Annotated in this window: 15 protein-coding genes and 1 tRNA gene; 6 read left to right on the forward strand and 10 right to left on the reverse strand. The window is 65.0% G+C overall.

Annotated elements, in window-relative coordinates:
* Positions 1-6: 6 nt before the first annotated feature.
* On the reverse strand, positions 7-774 hold the full coding sequence (locus ACIPPQ_RS08200; RefSeq protein ID WP_446543632.1) for an ABC transporter permease: 768 nt from the start codon (positions 772-774) through the stop codon (positions 7-9).
* Positions 771-1,709 carry an ABC transporter ATP-binding protein gene (locus ACIPPQ_RS08205; RefSeq protein WP_446543633.1) on the reverse strand — a complete coding sequence of 313 codons (939 nt, stop codon included), beginning with the start codon at positions 1,707-1,709 and terminating at the stop codon, positions 771-773. Before ACIPPQ_RS08205 ends, ACIPPQ_RS08200 begins: the two co-directional genes overlap by 4 nt.
* A gap of 91 nt (positions 1,710-1,800) precedes the next feature.
* Between ACIPPQ_RS08205 and ACIPPQ_RS08210 the strand changes: the two genes are divergently transcribed.
* Both ACIPPQ_RS08210 and ACIPPQ_RS08215 read left to right on the forward strand, forming a co-directional pair.
* Positions 1,801-1,886, forward strand: a tRNA-Leu gene (locus tag ACIPPQ_RS08210).
* A 181-nt stretch (positions 1,887-2,067) separates the two neighbouring features.
* A complete protein-coding gene (locus ACIPPQ_RS08215) occupies positions 2,068-3,597 on the forward strand; it encodes a hypothetical protein (RefSeq protein ID WP_446543634.1) in 1,530 nt (509 codons plus the stop codon).
* Positions 3,598-3,797: 200 nt separating this feature from the next.
* Here the strand turns inward: ACIPPQ_RS08215 and ACIPPQ_RS08220 are convergent, their stop codons facing one another.
* Entirely contained in the window at positions 3,798-4,730 is a 933-nt protein-coding gene (locus tag ACIPPQ_RS08220) for a GNAT family N-acetyltransferase (protein WP_446543635.1), read from the reverse strand.
* Between the two features lie 86 nt (positions 4,731-4,816).
* Here ACIPPQ_RS08220 and ACIPPQ_RS08225 point away from each other — a divergent pair, with 86 nt between their 5' ends.
* From ACIPPQ_RS08225 to ACIPPQ_RS08240, 4 genes are all read left to right on the forward strand, one after another.
* Complete coding sequence (locus tag ACIPPQ_RS08225) at positions 4,817-6,322, forward strand: ABC transporter substrate-binding protein (protein ID WP_446543636.1); 1,506 nt, start codon at positions 4,817-4,819, stop codon at positions 6,320-6,322.
* A gap of 42 nt (positions 6,323-6,364) precedes the next feature.
* Entirely contained in the window at positions 6,365-6,787 is a 423-nt protein-coding gene (locus tag ACIPPQ_RS08230) for a DUF4112 domain-containing protein (protein ID WP_446543637.1), read from the forward strand.
* 75 nt (positions 6,788-6,862) lie between these two features.
* Positions 6,863-8,977: a prolyl oligopeptidase family serine peptidase gene (locus tag ACIPPQ_RS08235; protein WP_446543638.1), complete on the forward strand. Its 2,115-nt coding sequence runs from the start codon at positions 6,863-6,865 to the stop codon at positions 8,975-8,977.
* Between the two features lie 5 nt (positions 8,978-8,982).
* Entirely contained in the window at positions 8,983-9,882 is a 900-nt protein-coding gene (locus ACIPPQ_RS08240) for an ROK family protein (RefSeq protein WP_446543639.1), read from the forward strand.
* 10 nt (positions 9,883-9,892) lie between these two features.
* Here ACIPPQ_RS08240 and ACIPPQ_RS08245 read toward each other — a convergent pair whose 3' ends face one another.
* Genes ACIPPQ_RS08245 through cyoA form a run of 7 tightly spaced genes read right to left on the reverse strand, consistent with a single transcriptional unit; the run spans position 9,893 to position 16,656 of the window.
* Complete coding sequence (locus tag ACIPPQ_RS08245) at positions 9,893-10,426, reverse strand: response regulator transcription factor (protein WP_446543640.1); 534 nt, start codon at positions 10,424-10,426, stop codon at positions 9,893-9,895.
* Positions 10,423-11,730 (reverse strand): ATP-binding protein, encoded by a 1,308-nt coding sequence (locus ACIPPQ_RS08250; RefSeq protein ID WP_446543641.1) that lies wholly within the window; start codon positions 11,728-11,730, stop codon positions 10,423-10,425. The genes ACIPPQ_RS08245 and ACIPPQ_RS08250 overlap by 4 nt, the downstream gene beginning before the upstream one ends.
* The gene (locus tag ACIPPQ_RS08255; RefSeq protein WP_446543642.1) at positions 11,730-12,431 is read right to left on the reverse strand and encodes an SURF1 family protein; all 702 of its coding nucleotides are present in this window, start codon (positions 12,429-12,431) and stop codon (positions 11,730-11,732) included. Before ACIPPQ_RS08255 ends, ACIPPQ_RS08250 begins: the two co-directional genes overlap by 1 nt.
* Positions 12,428-12,820 (reverse strand): cytochrome o ubiquinol oxidase subunit IV, encoded by a 393-nt coding sequence (gene cyoD, locus ACIPPQ_RS08260; RefSeq protein WP_446543643.1) that lies wholly within the window; start codon positions 12,818-12,820, stop codon positions 12,428-12,430. The genes ACIPPQ_RS08255 and cyoD overlap by 4 nt, the downstream gene beginning before the upstream one ends.
* Positions 12,817-13,443, reverse strand: coding sequence for a cytochrome o ubiquinol oxidase subunit III (gene cyoC, locus ACIPPQ_RS08265; RefSeq protein ID WP_446543644.1), 627 nt, complete (start codon positions 13,441-13,443; stop codon positions 12,817-12,819). Before cyoC ends, cyoD begins: the two co-directional genes overlap by 4 nt.
* Positions 13,444-13,447: 4 nt before the next feature.
* A complete protein-coding gene (cyoB, locus tag ACIPPQ_RS08270) occupies positions 13,448-15,460 on the reverse strand; it encodes a cytochrome o ubiquinol oxidase subunit I (RefSeq protein ID WP_446543645.1) in 2,013 nt (670 codons plus the stop codon).
* A gap of 11 nt (positions 15,461-15,471) precedes the next feature.
* Positions 15,472-16,656: a ubiquinol oxidase subunit II gene (cyoA, locus tag ACIPPQ_RS08275; protein WP_446543646.1), complete on the reverse strand. Its 1,185-nt coding sequence runs from the start codon at positions 16,654-16,656 to the stop codon at positions 15,472-15,474.
* Positions 16,657-16,673: the final 17 nt, after the last annotated feature.

Here is a 16,673-nt window from a genome sequence, read left to right on the forward strand (position 1 = left end):
CCGGCCTCAGTTCTTGAGCCGGTATCCGGTCCGGAACATCCAGAAAATCACGCCGAGGCAGAGCGCGAGGAAAAACGCGACCGCGCCCATGCTGACCTCGATGCCGACATCGCCCTTGCCGAAGAAGGTCCAGCGGAACCCGCTGATCAGATAGACGACGGGGTTGAACAGCGTGACCGTCCGCCACGCGGCGGGCAGCATGTCGAGCGAGTAGAAGGCGCCGCCGAGGAAAGTCAGCGGATAGACGACGAGCAGCGGGATCACCTGCAACTGCTCGAAGCTCTGCGCCCAGATACCGATAATGAAGCCGAACAGGCAGAATGTCACCGCCATCAGGATCATGAACGCGACCATCAAGAGCGGATGCGCGACCTGCACGTCGACGAACAGGTGTGCGGTCGCAAAGATGATCGTCCCGATGATGACCGATTTGGTCGCCGCCGCGCCGACATAGGCGATCACCGTTTCGAGCGGCGACAGCGGCGCCGACAGCATCTCGTAAATCGTCCCCGTCCATTTGGGCATATAGATGCCGAACGACGCGTTGCTGATACTCTCGGTGAACATCGTCAACATCATCAGTCCCGGCACGATGAAGGCGCCATAAGGCACGTTGCTCACCTCGGTCATCCGGCTGCCGATCGCCGATCCGAAGACGACGAAATAGAGCGCCGTCGTGATCACGGGCAGCATCAGGCTGGTCCAGAAGGTGCGCCCGAAGCGCGCCAGTTCAAAGGCGTAGATTGCGCGCACACCGCGCCAGTTCGCGGTCATGCGGCCTCTTCCTTCTTTTCATGCACCAGCCCGACGAAAATATCCTCGAGCGAGCTTTGCTTCGTGTGCAGGTCCTTGAAACCGACGCCGATGTCGCTCATCCGCCGCAGCAGCGACGGCACCCCCGTCGCCTCGGCCTGGCTGTCGAATTCATAGACGAGCTCGTGTCCGTCACCCGCCAGTTCGAGCTTCCAGTCGCCGAGTTCGGCGGGCACCGCCTGCAATGGTTCGGCGAGATTGAGCGTCAGTGTCTTGCGCCCCAGCTTCTTGATCAGCGCATTTTTCTCTTCGACCAGGATGAGCTGGCCCTTGCTGATCACCCCGACGCGGTCGGCCATTTCCTCGGCCTCCTCGATATAGTGGGTGGTCAGGATGATCGTCACGCCGCGCTCGCGAAGCCCGTGCACCATCTGCCACATGTCGCGGCGCAGCTCGACGTCGACGCCCGCGGTCGGCTCGTCGAGGAACAGGATTTCGGGTTCGTGGCTGAGCGCCTTGGCGATCATCACGCGGCGCTTCATGCCGCCCGACAATTCCATGATCTTTGAATCGCGCTTGTCCCACAGCGACAGGTCGCGCAGCAATTGTTCGATAAAGGCGGGATTGCGCGGCTTGCCGAACAGCCCGCGCGAGAAGCTGACCGTCGCCAGCACCGTCTCGAACGCGTCGGTGTGCAGTTCCTGCGGCACCAGCCCGATCAGCGAGCGCGCCGCGCGATAGTCGCGGGCATGGTCGTGTCCGGCAACCGTCACCGTCCCGACACTCGACGTCACGATCCCGCAGACGATGCTGATCAGCGTCGTCTTGCCCGCACCGTTCGGCCCTAGCAGCGCGAAAATTTCGCCCTTGTTGATGGTGAGGTCGACGTCGCTCAACGCCTTGTGACCGCTCTTGTAAGTTTTTCCGAGGCCGGAAATCTCGAGGACTGGAGTCATGCCGCCGGGTCTAGCGGAGCCGCCCGACCGCGTGAAGCGGCAAACATCGCTTGACCTCCATCGGCCCATCGGCTTGACCGGCACCGCGCGTGCGGACGTGGCGAAATCGGTAGACGCAGCAGACTTAAAATCTGCCGGCCTAGTGTCATGCGGGTTCAAGTCCCGCCGTCCGCACCAGCTTGGCGGCTGCATGCCGCAAACGTGGCAGCACCGTTTCAGCCGCTAGCAAGACACGCACCACCGATCGCCGGAGTAATACGACACTGCACGAAATAGGACGCGATGTAGGTTGCGATGTAGGATTTCAGATGTTCCCTTCTTGTTCCCGGTCCGTGCGACCGATTTACAAGGAGAGCATATGAGCTGCCTACCTATCGCCACGCAAGCGGAAGCAGAAGCTGGCGCAGTCAATGACAAGACGATGACCCCGCTTCGTACGAAGCAGGCCATCGAAGCCATTGGAGTATCACAGGATATCCTCGCCTCGCCGACTGGCGGAGCGATGGTTGGTTACAAAGCCGACGCCGCAGCGGTTCCATCTACCATGGCTTCACGCCTCCAGCGCGAGATATGGGTGGAGGATTACATCACCGACCCATCGCTTGCCGTTGATAACTATCCAGCCTTTGCTACGGCGATTGCTCAGGCGCAGGCCCGCGGCGTTTCCACTGTTCGCCTCAACGGGCGCTACCGCACCGAAAGCACGATTGTCATGCCGAGCGGCATCAATCTCGTCGGCAGCGGCCACCACTACATTTATGAACACGGCGTCGGCAACATCTTCGAAGGCGCGTGGATCGCGTACCGGGGTAACCCGTCCAATCCTGCGATCCGCTGTGGATCTGTGCAGGATTGCGAATTCAGGGGTTTGGGCATCGATTGCGGCGAACCGTCCGATGGCCGCACCGCGATCAGCATCGGTTCCGACAATAACCCTTCGACAAAGGAGCTGTTGTTCGAGAAATTCACAATCATGGGCGCCGGCGTCGGCGTCCGGTGGGGCGATGCGAATGCCGCAACCCCGCTGGAACAGTGCGACTCCACGACCTTCCGCGAAGGAACCATGCACAGTTGCATCGACGGTTTCATCGTCAATGCGATGAATGCTGCCGACAACTCCCTCATCGAACGTATAGGCCTTTGGCAGATTCAGGGCGTTGCGTTCAAATTCCCCGGCTTCGGCTTCTCGCCCGTCAGGCACTGCGCAGCAGGGCTGGTTTACGCCACTTCCAAGATGTTCGAGATCAGCGGAGCCGGCCCGGACGCATGGGTTATCGAAGGCTGTCAGTCCGAAGGTGATGTGAACGCCAAGTTCCTGACGATCAACGGCAATAATGACGAGCGTGTTCTTCACCTGCGTAACAACCAGATTAATCAGAAAATAGAAGTCAGTGGCATTCAGCGTGTCTACGCGACCGCCAACTACCTCAATCATCTGGTTGCGCTCGATGGTTATGTTCGCTGGACTGGCGAGGCAAACGCATGGATGGGGCCGCTGGAAACAACGCAGATGACGCTTGCAAACGGCGCGCGTGCGACCGAGCGCCTTCAGCGCGACGCTGACGGCCAAATGGGTCGCTGGCTGACCAAGGGAATGCGGATCGAGCAAGAGCTGGTGGCGGGCGGCTACGAGTATTCCGGCTGTGTCACCAGCGGCATCGCCGGCTTCACCTTCATCCCGAACAGCCCCGATTATTACCCTGGCTTTTACGTGATTCCGAGCACGCCGAACGGCTACGCCTATCGCTGCACGGCCGCGAGCGGCCTGGCGGGCGCCGAACCGTCTTGGCCGACTACGGTGGGGGCGTCCGTAACGACTGGGGCCGTAACCTTCCAATGTCGCGGTGCAGCCGCCGTCCTGAAGGGCATTGGAGCTATCCAGACATAGCTGGGTGGAACCGAGCCGGGATGATACTCGCATCCGTCTGATGTCGGGTCGCTATACATGGGCGGCTGTGTAGCCAGGCGGCCACAACGCCGTACGATTGAGACAATGGGGCGTGTTCATGAAGTGCGCCGCCCCATTGTTTCGATAGGCGCGGTCGGAATTCGACACCCTGTCGCCCTGCAAATTCCCGATCGGACTCGTTAGCGCCGGATGAGCGCTTTCGCCCTCGCCCGCATCCCCATCCGGTCGAGCGCGCCCTTCCCCCACGCCGCCAGCGCGTCGACCCCGTGCATCACCGCGAGCGCGGCGCGATTGCGCACGGTCGGACGCAGCAGCAGCACGTCGACACAAGCCACCGACGCGCGGCCGAATTGCGCCTTGTGCGCGCCATCGCCCTCCGTGAAATCGAACGCGCGAAAACCGCCTTCTTCATAGAGCGCGCGCATCGCCTCGACGTGCAGGACGGTGCCCGGCGACAGATCGGCGAAATCGGGATCATAGCCGAGATGCGCATAGACGAGCATGCCGCGCTCGACCGGCAGGTAGAGATAGGCAATCGCCCGTCCGCCCGCGAGCAGCAGGAACGCACGAACCTTGTCCGCCGCGGCCGCGGCCACGGCCTCCGCCACATCCGCCTCGCCGGTGGGCAGCCCGGCCTGCATAAGCCGCGCCTGATAGGTGCGCCCGGACAGTGCGCCGGCGACCGTCATGAACTCGGCGATCTCGTCGGCGGTCCGATAGGAGCGCACCGAAAACCCTTCCTCGAACTGCTCGGCCAGCCGCCGCGCCTTGCGCGACAGGGTCGAACGCGTCTTCGATGAAAAGCCCTGCCACCAATCGTCGAACCCCTGCCCCTCCATCGCGATATAGTGGCGCGGATAGGCCTGCCGCACGGCTACCAGCCAGCCCGCCATCGACGCCGCAACCGCGGCGAGCCGCGCGGCGGGCAGCGAGCGGAGCAGCCACCCGTCCGGCCCCGCAGGCGGCAGGTCGCCGGGCGAACCCGCCAGCACGGCGTCGAGGCCGTGCGGCACGACGCGCAGCCGCCGCCGCACATGGCCGAGCGTCCGCCCCGCCACCTCGACGCGCAGCGCGACGCTTTCGTCGGCCTGCCCTTCCTCCCGATGCCGCATTCGCTCCCCTTTGTTGCGATAGCCCTATTCCGGTTTCGCAGCACATGGTTATGATTGGCTTACGGAATTGGGAGGCAAGACGCGGAATGACGGTACAAGGCAGATATGGACGCACCGCCAAGGTCATGGCGGCGGCGGCAGGCCTTGCGCTCAGCGTGTCGAGCTGCGGCTTGTTCGGCGAGCGCGGCCCGGTGAAAATCGCCGCTATGGGGTCGCTCAACCCCGCCGCGACACCGCTCGACGGCGAACTCTCCGCCGCCAACGCCGCCCTGCTCGACGCCACCTCGCAAGGGCTCGTCGGCTATGACGGCGAGGGACAGATCGACACCGGGCTTGCCGATCGCTGGACCGTGACCACCGACGGGCGCAGCTATATCTTCCGCCTGCGCGAAGCCAAATGGACGAACGGGCGCAAGGTCGCCGCCGAGGAGGTCGCCGCGATCCTGCGCTCCTATCTGGCGCCCGCCAGCCGCCATCTGCTGAAGGATGATTTTCCCGAGGTCGAGACGATCAAGGCGATGACCGATACCGTGATCGAAATCCGCCTCGCGGTGCCGCAACCCGCGCTCCTCGAACTGCTCGCGCAGCCGTCGATGGCGATCGTCAACAAGGGTATGGGCTGGGGTCCGATGCGCGCGCGCAAGATCGGCCGCGCCGTGCTGCTCTCACCCGTCCCCGACCCGCTCGCCGAGGACCCCGAAGCCGCGGAGGCGGCCGCGCACGATCCGGCCTCGTCGATCGAGCTCACCGGGACGTCGCCCGCGGGCGCGCTCGCGCGCTTCAAGAACGGCTATGCCGACGGTGTGATCGGCGGCCGCTTTTCGACCCTGCCCTATTTCGTCGCGTCGAACATCGGCCGCTCGCGGCTCGTCGTCGACCCCGTCCCCGGGCTCTTCGGCCTGTCCTTCGTCCGCGCCGAGGGTTTTCTCGCGACCGATACCAATCGCGAAGCGCTCGTCCGCGCGATCCGGCGCGAGCGGCTGGTCGAGGCCTTCGGGCTCGCCGAATGGCAGCCGCAGGTCACGCTCCGCCCCGCGCTCTATGCGCGCGATGGCGGCCCCGCCCCGCTGGTCCCCGTATGGGCCGAGTATGACGAGGCGTCGCGGGTCGCGCAGGCGAAGCGCGCCGTCGATGCCTGGCGCGGCGCGGGGCGCGCGATCGAGCCGCTGCGCATCGCCGTTCCCGACACGCCGGGCGGCCGCATCCTCTTCGCTTATGTTTCGGCCGATTTCGCGGCGATCGGCGTACCCAGCCGCCGGGTCGCGATGGCCTCGGCCGCCGATCTCCGCCTGATCGACGAGGTCGCACCCAACGACGACGCCTTATGGGCCTTGCGCCGCCTGTCGTGCCGTCGCGACACGCTCTGCAACCGCGACGCGCAGGAGCTGATCGACCAGGCGACGCACAACATCGACCCCGGCCAGCGCGCGCAGCAAGTGAGCGAGGCCGAAGCCGTCCTCGCCCGCTACGCCCCCTTCATCCCGCTCGCGACGCCGCTGCGCTGGTCGGTCGCATCGCAGCGTCTGACGGGCCTGCGCGCCAACGGCCGCGCGCAGCACCCATTGAAACATCTCATCGCCTTACCTAACTAATACAGTGGCGCTTCAAGTTCGGGCGCTTTTGAAAGGACCCCGATGGCCCCTTCGCCCCCCAATCCCGATGCGATTTTCGATGCGTTGGTCCAGAACCGGGCCGACCCCGCGGCGCTGCGCAAGCGCGTCGAGACGCTCGAAATCCTGCTCGAACGCAGCTTTATCATCCCCGGCATCAACCGCCCGGTGGGCCTCGACGCGATCGTCGGCCTCGTTCCCGTCGTCGGCGACGTGATCGCCGCGACGATGGGCGCGTACCTGATCTGGGAAGCGCGCAACCTCGGCATGCCGAAATGGAAGATCTGGCGCATGGTCGGCAACCTCGGCGTCGACACCGCACTCGGCGCGGTCCCGCTCGTCGGCGACGCGTTCGACTTTTTCTTCCGCTCGAACACGCGCAATCTCAAGATCATCAAGAAGCATCTCGACAAGCATCATCCCGGCACGATGATCATCGACCAATAGGCGTTTCGCCTCCTTCCCCTTGGGTGTGCAATGCTGCTAGCACAGCGTCACCACACCCCAGGGGAGACTTTCCGAATGATCCGCGCCAGCCTCGCCGCGCTTGCCCTCAGCTGTTCCTTCACCGCCGTCGCGGCGGCGGCACAGGACGCCAAAGACCCCTATCTCTGGCTCGAGAATATCGAGGGCGCGAAGGCGCTGGATTGGGTCAAAAAGGAAAATGCGGCGACCGACAGGCTGGTCACCGGCCGTCCGGGGTTCGAGGCCGACCGCAAGCGCGCGCGCGAAATTCTCGACGACGACCGACAGATCGCCGAACCCGGCGAGGTCATGGGCGACACGATCACCAATTTCTGGCGCGACGCGGTCAATCCGCGCGGTCTGTGGCGGCAGAGCCCGCTCGACGCGTATCTCGCGGGCAAGCCCGTCTGGACGACGCTGATCGACGTCGACGCGCTCGGCAAGGCCGAAAAGCAGAGCTGGGTCTGGCACGGCGCCGATTGCCTCGCCCCCGACTATAAGCTTTGCCTCGTTTCGTTAAGCCCCGGCGGCACCGACGCCGACGTCGTGCGCGAATGGGACCGCACGACGAAAAGCTTCGTGGAGGGCGGCTTCACCCTGCCGCAGGCGAAAAGCAGCGTGACGTGGGAGGACGCCGACACCCTGCTCGTCGCGACCGATTATGGCGCGGGCAGCATGACCGCGTCGGGCTATCCGCGCATCGTCAAGCGCTGGAAACGCGGCACGCCGCTCGCGTCGGCCGAAATCGTGGCCGAGGGCGAGCATGAGGACGTCGGCATGAACGTCTTCGCCTTCACCGACGGCGACACGCGCTGGCCGATGATCAGCCGCGGCAAGACCTTCTACACCGCCGACGTCAAGCTGCCGAATATCGACCGATCGCGCTACATCTCGTCGATCGTCCCCGATACCGCGAGCGTGCGAGACGTCGTCGACGGACAGCTTGTCATCTTCCTCAACCAGGACTGGGCAAACATCCCCGCCGGCTCGCTCGTCTCGCTCTCGCTTGCCGACATGTCGGCCGACCGGCAGGTGCCGATCGTCACCGCGATGACCCCGACGAAGGCGCAGGCAATCGAAAATGTTTCCGCCACCGACAATATCCTCTGGGTCAAGGCGCTCGACGATGTCGAGGGCAAGCTGTTCGCGCTGCGCCGCGATCCCGCAACCGGCCGCTGGAGCCAGAAGGAAGTGCCGCTCGCCGACAAGGCGACCGTCACCATCGCGGGGACGATCGGCAAGCGCGATATCGTCCTCGCCACCGCCGAAACGATGCTGATGCCGCCGACGCTCTATGCCGTCGGCGAAACCGGCGCGCCGCAAGCGGTGCAGAGCTTGCCCGCGACCTTCGACGCGAGCAACATGCTCGTCGAAAAGCGTTTCGCGACCTCGAAGGACGGCACGCGGGTGCCCTATTTCCTCGTCCGCAAGAAATCGGACAGCGAAGCGCCGGTCCCGGCGCTGATCCACGCCTATGGCGGCTTCCGCGCGGCGCAGACGCCGGGCTATCTCACCGGCCAGCCGTACCGCGCCGGTCCGCTCGGGCTGTTCTGGGTCGAGGACGGCAATGCCTATGTGCTCGCCAATATCCGCGGCGGCGGCGAATATGGTCCCGCCTGGCATCAGGCGGCGCTGCGCGAGAAGCGCCAGAACAGCTTCGACGATCTTCATGCCGTCGCCGAGGATCTCGTCAAGACCGGCGTCAGCGCGAAAGGCCGGATCGCGATCTCGGGCCGCTCGAACGGCGGCGTGCTCGTCGGCGCCGTGATGACGCAGCGTCCCGACCTTTACGGCGCGGTGATCTCGGGCTCGCCGATCAAGGACATGTGGCGCTACGACAAGATGCTCGCGGGCGCATCGTGGGTCGCCGAATATGGCGATCCCGATGTGCCCGGCGACTGGGCCTTCCTGTCGAAATATTCGCCCTATCACAACATCCGCAAGGGCGTGAAATACCCGCCGATCTTCCTCTATCTTTCGACGAAGGACGACCGCGTCCACCCCGGCCACGCGCGCAAATTCGCCGCGCGGCTGATGGAGAACGGCAACCGCGTCTATTATCACGAATATCTGGAGGGCGGCCATTCGGTCGGCGCCGACCATGCCGAGGATGCCGTGCGCGCAGCGATGCTCCACGCCTTCCTCACGCGCGAACTGGTCGAGAAGAAATAGCGGGCATGCCGGGCAGGATCGCGCTGATCGAGGCTGGCGGTACCAAGTTCGTCGTCGGCGTCGGCGACGCGACGCGCCAGATCCTCGCGCGGACGCGGATCGACACGACGCATCCGGACGAAACCATCGCCGCGGCGATCGGCTGGCTGCAGGCGCAGGGCGACGATTATTCGGTGGTGGGCATCGCCAGCTTTGGCCCGCTCGACCTCGATCCCGCATCGCCGTCGTGGGGACACATCCGGCGGACGGCCAAGCCGCACTGGAGCGGCGCGGACATCGCCGGGCCGTTCGGGCGCGCGCTCGCCTGCCCGGTGGCGATCGATACCGACGTCAACGGCGCCGCGCTCGCCGAAGCGATGTGGGGTGCGGGCGCGGAAACGAAGTCGGCGCTTTACCTGACGGTAGGCACCGGGATCGGCGGCGGTGCGGTCGTCGACGGACGGCTCATCCACGGCGTCGGCCACCCCGAGATGGGGCATATCCGTATGCCGCGCCACCCCGATGACCGGGCGTTCGCGGGCAACTGCCCCTTTCACGGCGACTGCCTCGAAGGCCTCGCGGCGGGTCCGTCGATCAAGGCGCGGTGGGGCGCCTCACTGTCCGAACTCCCCGCCGGTCATGCCGCGCACGGCATCATCGCCTGGTATCTCGCGCAGGCCGTCGTCACCTTTCAGGCGATCCTCGAGCCCGCGCGCATCATCCTCGGCGGCGGCGTCATGGCGACGCCCGGGCTGATCGAACGCGTCCGCGCCGAAGCGAGCGCCGCATCGAACGGCTATTTCAGCGGCGACCCCGAAACGGTCATCGTGCGCCCCGGCCTTGGCGATGACGCCGGCCTGCTCGGCGCGCTCGCGCTGACCCGCCTCGACGGCCACCTCCGCCGCGTCGCGGGCGCGGGCGGCTGAGGCACGACGTTCAGCGGATCTGCCGCTTCTCCAGCTTGCGCGCCAAGGTGCGGCGGTGCATCCCCAGCCGCCGCGCGGTCTCCGATATGTTGAAATCGGTCTCGACCAAAGTCTGGTGGATATGCTCCCACTCGACGGTCTTGATCGACGTCGGGCGCGCATCGAGCGGCGCGTCGGCATTGCCCTCGGACCGTTCGAACGCCGCCTCGATATCGTCGGTGTTCGACGGCTTGGCGAGATAATAGGAGGCGCCGAGCTTGATCGCCTCGACCGCGGTCGCGATGCTCGCAAAGCCCGTCAGCACGACGATCCGCATCGCCGGATCGAGCGCGCGCAGCGTCTGGACGCACGCTAGCCCCGACGCGCCGCCGAGCTTCAGGTCGACGACCGCATAGCCGGGGCGCCAGTCGGTGAGCAGCTCATCCAGCGCGTCGGGGCTGTGCGCAACGCGCACGTCATAACCACGCCGCTCGAACGAGCGCTTGAGCGTCCGTGCGAAGGCTTCGTCATCCTCGACGATCAGCAATTGCCGCCGCTCGCTCATGTCGCATCTCCATTGCCGCGCGCGAGCGCCGAGATGGGCAGGAATATCCGCACCAGCGCGCCGCCTGCGTCGCGATTGGACACGCTGGCGCCGCCGCCGAGCTTGCGCAACACGTTGACGAGCAGGAACAGTCCCAGACCGCCGCCGGGACGCCCCTTGGTCGATCGATAGGGCTGGCCGAAATTCTCCAGCATCTCCGCGCTGAACCCCGGCCCGCGATCGGCGATCTCCATCACCAGCATATCGCCGTCGCGCGACGTCGTGATGCTTGTCCAGTCGGGCGACACCTCGGCCGCATTGTCGAGGATGTTGCCGATCACCTGCCGCAGCGCGGGGTCCGACACGATCGCGACATCGGCGCCGAAGCGGTCGTTGAATTCGACCGTACCGGGACGGCGCACCGCGCGCGTGTGCGCGACGATCTCGTTGAACGAGGCGCGCATCGTCGTCAGCTGCGGCCCCTCGCCGCGCGCTTCGCCCGCCGACATCAATATGCCGCTGACGATCGCCTTGCAGCGCTGAACCGCCACATCCATGTCGGCGAGGTCCTCCTGCAATTCGCGGTCGTCCTTCAACCGCGGCGCCGCTTTCCAGTCGCCGATCAGCACCGACAGCGTCGACAGTGGCGTCCCCAGCTCGTGCGCCGCGCCCGATGCGAGCAGGCCCATGCGCACGATATGATCCTCCTCCGCCGCGCGCTGGCGGCTCGTCGCGAGCGCCGCGTCGCTGTCGCGCAGATTGCGGCTGATGCGCGTGACGAAGGCGACGAGCAGCACCGCGATCAGCAGGAAACAGACGAAACTGCCCTGCAGATACAGCTCCATAGGGTCGGCAGCATAGCGCGGCGGCAGGACGAGCGGCGTCGGATCGACGCGCAGCGTGGCGAGCGCGGCGAGCGCGGCGACGACGATCGCCCACGACGATCGCGGGGTCAGCAGGATCGCCCCGATCACGACCTGGAGCAGGAACAGCGAGGCAAAGGGATTGGCGAGCCCGCCGCTATGATGGAGCTGCCACCCCAGCGCCGCGACGTCGAACAAGAGCGCCGCGGTCAGCTCGATATTGGTGACCGCGCGGCCGCGGCGGAGCAGCGCGATGCTCGCGAAGTTGATCGCGACCAGCACCATGATCGCGGCGAGCAAGGGCGCGCGCGGCAGCGATATGCCCATCGGGCCGCTGACGATGCCGATCGTCGCGAGCTGCCCCCCGACCGCGAGCCAGCGCAACTGGATCAGCAGCGCCATGTTGCGGCGGCCGGCGCTGGCGCCGGCAGGGCCTTCGGACAGGATCGCCGGTTGGGTCATCAATCCCGAATACGCCACAGCCGCCACGCAAAAAAGAGGCTGAGCGCACAAAGCGCAAACCACGTCAGCGCATAGACCATATGATGGTCGCGAAACTGCACGACGGTCAGCCCGCCGACGGGATAGCCGCCGGGGCTGGGCTTCGCATCGGCGTCGACAAAATAGGGCGCGGTCCGGGCAAGCCCCCTCGCCTTCGCTATTTCGGCGACATCGCGCGAAAACCACCGGTCCTTTGCCGGATCGTTCGTGCGCAGAAAAGCACCTCCGGGCTCGGTAACGCGAAGCAGACCGGTCACTGCCGCGGTCCCCGTGAGATTGCCCGCGGCGCGAGTCTCCGGATCGCGCCGGTTCGTCGGCACGAAACCCCGATTGACCAGCAAGGTGAAGCCGGGCGTTTCCAGCGGCGTCAGCACCCAATAACCCGCGCCGCGGTCGGTCACCGCCTGCACCAGCGTCTCGCGGTCGTGCCGGAAAACGCCCGTCGCGGTCACGCGGCGATAGGCATCGCGCTTCGCATCGATCCGGGTCCATGCGTCGGGCCCCGGCGCTGCCACCGGCGCCGCATCGATACGCGCGTCGACCGCTGCGATCAGCTCATGCTTCCAGACGCGCCGTTCGAGCTGCCAGACGCCGAGCGCGGCCAGCGCCAGCGCCGCGATCAGCGCCGCAGCGGCAAAGGCCGCGCGGCGGGTGCGGGTCAAAGCGCCTGGCCCGCCGTCTGACTGGTCGGCTCGTGCGGCATCGGCATCATGTTGGTGTTGAGATGGTGCATCACCCACAGCGAACCCGCGAGCATGATCACGACGACGATCACGGTGAAGATCAGCGAGGTCAGCGACCAGCCGCCCTCGGCCTTCGGCGTCATATGGAGGAAGAAGACCATGTGGACGACGATCTGGACCACGGCAAAACCCATGATGATCGCGCCCGTCGCACCGGCGCTCAGCGGCATCGTCATCACCAGCCAGAAGGGGATGGCGGTCAGGATCACCGACAGGACGAAACCGATGACATAGTCGCGCATCGTCGCGTGCGGCATCTCGATCTCGTGAGGACCGTGCGCGGCGTGATTGTGGGGATCGGCGCTCATCGCAGCACTCCCATCAGATAGACAAAGGTGAAGACGCCGATCCACACGACGTCGAGGAAGTGCCAGAACATGCTGAGGCACATCACGCGGCGCTTGTTCGCGGCGATGAGGCCGTGCTTCGACAGCTGGAACATCAGCGTCACCAGCCACACGATGCCGAAGGTGACGTGCAGCCCGTGCGTTCCGACGAGGGTGAAGAAGCTCGACAGGAAGGCGCTGCGCTGCGGCGTCGCGCCGATCTCGATCAGGTGATGGAACTCGTAAAGTTCGATCCCGAGGAAGGCGAGCCCGAACAGGCCGGTGATCGCGAGCCAGATCTGGACGCCCTTCACCTTGCCCTGCTGCATCTGGAGCACCGCAAAACCATAGGTGATCGACGAGAAGAGCAGCATCGCGGTGTTGAGCGCGATCAGCTTCAGGTCGAACAGATCCTTCGGCGCGGGGCCCGCGGCATAGCTGCCGCCGAGCACGGCATAGCAGGCGAAGAGGATCGCAAAGATGAGGCAATCGCTCATCAGGTAGATCCAGAAGCCCAGCATCGTGCTGTGCCCCTCGGGATGCGCATGCTCGTCGAGGTCGTAGAACTGGACGGGTTCGTCCGCAGTCATCGTCTTGGCACTCATCGCATCAGGCTCCGGCCGCCAGCTGGCGGGTGCGCGCTTCCTCGACCGCGGTGACCGTCGCCGCCGGAATGTCGAAATCGCGCTTGTAGTTGAAGGTGTGATAGATCGCGCCCGCGATCGTCGCGACAAAGCTCAGAGCGACGAGCCACCAGATGTGCCAGACCAGCGCGAAACCCATGACGAGGCAGAAGCCCGACAGGATGATCCCCGTGCCGGTGTTGCTCGGCATGTGGATGTCGCGATAACCATCGACCGGCCGCTGATGCCCGCGCTTCTTCATGTCGTACCACGCGTCGAGATCGTGGATCACGGGCGTGAAGGCGAAATTATAGTCGGGCGGCGGCGAGCTGGTCGCCCATTCGAGCGTGCGGCCGTCCCACGGATCGCCGCCGGTTTCGTCGCGCAATTCCTTGCGGCGCCAGATGCTCACCGCGAACTGGACCAGCATCGCACCGATGCCCGCGGCAACGATCAGCGCGCCGATGCCCGCGATCACGAACCAGATTTGCAGGCTCGGGTCGTCGAACACGCGCATCCGCCGCGTCACGCCCATCAGGCCGAGGATATAGAGCGGCGTGAACGCGACCCAGAAACCGACGACCCAGCACCAGAAGCTGACCTTGCCCCAGAAGACGTCGAGCTTGTAGCCGAAGGCCTTGGGCCACCAATAGTTGATCGCCGCGAACAGGCCGAACAGCACGCCGCCGATGATCACATTATGGAAGTGCGCGATCAGGAACAGCGAGTTGTGCAGCACGAAGTCGGCGGGCGGCACCGCGAGCAACACACCGGTCATGCCCCCGATGACGAAGGTCAGCATGAAGGCGACCGTCCACATCATCGGCAATTCGAACCGGATGCGGCCACGATACATGGTGAACAGCCAGTTGAAGAGCTTGGCGCCTGTCGGGATCGAGATCACCATCGTCGTGATGCCGAAGAAACTGTTGACGCTCGCCCCCGACCCCATGGTGAAGAAATGGTGCAGCCAGACAAGATACGACAGGATCGTGATGCAGATCGTCGCATAGACCATCGACGTATAGCCGAAGAGCCTTTTGCCCGAGAAGGTCGAGGTGACTTCGGAGAAGACCCCGAACAGCGGCAGCACGAGGATATAGACCTCGGGGTGACCCCAGATCCAGATCAGGTTCACATACATCATCGGCGATCCGCCGAGGTCGTTGGTGAAGAAGTTCGTGCCGACATAACGGTCGAGCGTCAGCAGCACGAGCGTTGCGGTCAGGATCGGGAAGGACGCGACGATCAGGATATTCGCGCAGAGGCTCGTCCAGGTGAAGACGGGCATCTTCATCAGGCCCATGCCCGGCGCGCGCAGCTTCAGGATCGTGACGATCAGGTTGATGCCCGACAAGGTCGTGCCGATCCCGGCTATCTGGAGGCCCCAGATATAATAATCGACGCCGACATTGGGGCTGTAGGATATGCCCGACAGCGGCGGATAGGCGAGCCAGCCGGTCTGCGCATATTCGCCGACGAACAGCGAGATCATCGTGAGCACCGCGCCCGCGGTCGTCATCCAGAAACTGAAATTGTTGAGGAAGGGGAAGCTGACGTCGCGCGCGCCGATCTGCAACGGCACGACATAGTTCATCAGCCCGGTGATGAACGGCATCGCGACGAAGAAGATCATGATCACGCCGTGCGCGGTGAACACCTGGTCATAATGGTGCGGGGTCAGATACCCCTCGGATCCGCCGAAGGCCATCGCCTGCTGGATACGCATCATGATCGCATCGGCAAAGCCACGCAGGAACATGATCAAGCCGAGGATCATGTACATGATCCCGATGCGCTTGTGGTCGACGGTGGTGAACCACTCCTTCCACAAATAGCCCCAGAGGCGGAATTTGGTGATCAGGCCGAGCACGGCGATGCCGCCGAGGACGACACCGATGAAGGTGACGACGAGGATCGGTTCGTGCAGCGGCAGCGCCTCGAGCGACAGCTTGCCGAGGATCGGACCGGTTTCGGGTGCGGGATGCGGGATGGTCATGGGGGTCTCGTTCAGGACATCGGGCGATCGGCGGCAGCGGGTGCGCGCAGCGCCGTGCGTTCAGGCTTGGCAGGATGGGGAAGCCCCTCACCCTTTAGCTTTTCGGGCGCCACCGGCTTCGCGTCGGGGCGGTCGTTCGACATCACCGGCGAGCTGCAATAGGCCGCGACATAGCGCATGCTCCAGCGCGCCGCCTCCGCAGTGCCGCGCGCCGCGAACTTGTCATAGGTGACCTGCCGGACATTCTGGATGCCCGCGATCCCCGCGCCGCCCGCGGCGTCGAGCGACATCATGTCGTGCATGCACATCTTGCCGGGCTCGACGCACATGTTGACGACCGCGTCGAACAGTTGCGGATCGCTCGCGGCGAAACGGCGAACGGGTTCCTTGTGCGTCGGCTTTTCAAGCTTCAGATATTCGGCGCGGCTGAGGTCGCCTTCGGCCGAAGCCTTGGCGGTCGCGACCCATTTGTCGAACTCGCCCGCGGGCAGGCTCTTCACCGCGAAACGCATGTTCGAAAAGCCCCAGCCCGAATAATTGGCCGAAAAGCCCTCATAATTGCCGGTCTTGTCGAAGACACCGTGCAGCTTGGTTTCCATGCCGGGCATCGCATAAATCTGCCCGGCGAGCGCGGGCACATAGAAGCTGTTCATCACCGATGACGACGAGATACGGAAACGGATTGGACGATCGACCGGCAGCGCCAGCTCGTTCACCGTCGCAACGCCCTGTTCGGGGTAGATGAACAGCCATTTCCAGTCGAGCGCAACGACCTGCACGTCGAGCGGCTTCACCTCGGCCGCAACAGGCTTGCCCGGCGCGGTGCGCGCGAGCGGGCGGTACGGATCGAGCAGATGCGTTGCGACCCACGTCACCGCGCCAAGGCAGATGATGATCAGCAGCGGCGCCGACCAGATCACGAGCTCGAGCTGCGTCGAATGGTCCCAGTCGGGCTTGTACGTCGCCTCCTTGTTCGACGCGCGATATTTCCACGCGAAGAAGATCGTCAGCGCCATCACCGGCACGATGATCAGCAGCATCAGCACGGTCGACAGGACGATCAGGTCGCCCTGCTGGCGCGCAACGTCGCCGGCCGGGTCGAGCACGATCAACCCGCAGCCCGAAAGCAGGGGCAGCGCGGCGAGCAGCGGCAAAAGCCGCAATCGGGCGGAAAAACGGGGGAGATTGCTTGGCATGATGCGCGCCTAGGCCT

Source organism: Sphingopyxis sp. LARHCG72 (genome assembly GCF_052871675.1).

What these genes read in the sequence shown, in the direction of transcription:
- cyoC (WP_446543644.1), bottom strand. Translation starts at nt 13,443, where the DNA reads ATGAGTGCCAAGACGATGACTGCGGACGAACCCGTCCAGTTCTACGAC.
- ACIPPQ_RS08215 (WP_446543634.1), top strand. Translation starts at nt 2,068, where the DNA reads ATGAGCTGCCTACCTATCGCCACGCAAGCGGAAGCAGAAGCTGGCGCA.
- ACIPPQ_RS08250 (WP_446543641.1), bottom strand. Translation starts at nt 11,730, where the DNA reads ATGACCCAACCGGCGATCCTGTCCGAAGGCCCTGCCGGCGCCAGCGCC.
- cyoA (WP_446543646.1), bottom strand. Translation starts at nt 16,656, where the DNA reads ATGCCAAGCAATCTCCCCCGTTTTTCCGCCCGATTGCGGCTTTTGCCG.
- ACIPPQ_RS08225 (WP_446543636.1), top strand. Translation starts at nt 4,817, where the DNA reads ATGACGGTACAAGGCAGATATGGACGCACCGCCAAGGTCATGGCGGCG.
- ACIPPQ_RS08205 (WP_446543633.1), bottom strand. Translation starts at nt 1,709, where the DNA reads ATGACTCCAGTCCTCGAGATTTCCGGCCTCGGAAAAACTTACAAGAGC.
- cyoD (WP_446543643.1), bottom strand. Translation starts at nt 12,820, where the DNA reads ATGAGCGCCGATCCCCACAATCACGCCGCGCACGGTCCTCACGAGATC.
- ACIPPQ_RS08200 (WP_446543632.1), bottom strand. Translation starts at nt 774, where the DNA reads ATGACCGCGAACTGGCGCGGTGTGCGCGCAATCTACGCCTTTGAACTG.
- ACIPPQ_RS08235 (WP_446543638.1), top strand. Translation starts at nt 6,863, where the DNA reads ATGATCCGCGCCAGCCTCGCCGCGCTTGCCCTCAGCTGTTCCTTCACC.
- cyoB (WP_446543645.1), bottom strand. Translation starts at nt 15,460, where the DNA reads ATGACCATCCCGCATCCCGCACCCGAAACCGGTCCGATCCTCGGCAAG.
- ACIPPQ_RS08220 (WP_446543635.1), bottom strand. Translation starts at nt 4,730, where the DNA reads ATGCGGCATCGGGAGGAAGGGCAGGCCGACGAAAGCGTCGCGCTGCGC.
- ACIPPQ_RS08240 (WP_446543639.1), top strand. Translation starts at nt 8,983, where the DNA reads ATGCCGGGCAGGATCGCGCTGATCGAGGCTGGCGGTACCAAGTTCGTC.
- ACIPPQ_RS08245 (WP_446543640.1), bottom strand. Translation starts at nt 10,426, where the DNA reads ATGAGCGAGCGGCGGCAATTGCTGATCGTCGAGGATGACGAAGCCTTC.
- ACIPPQ_RS08230 (WP_446543637.1), top strand. Translation starts at nt 6,365, where the DNA reads ATGGCCCCTTCGCCCCCCAATCCCGATGCGATTTTCGATGCGTTGGTC.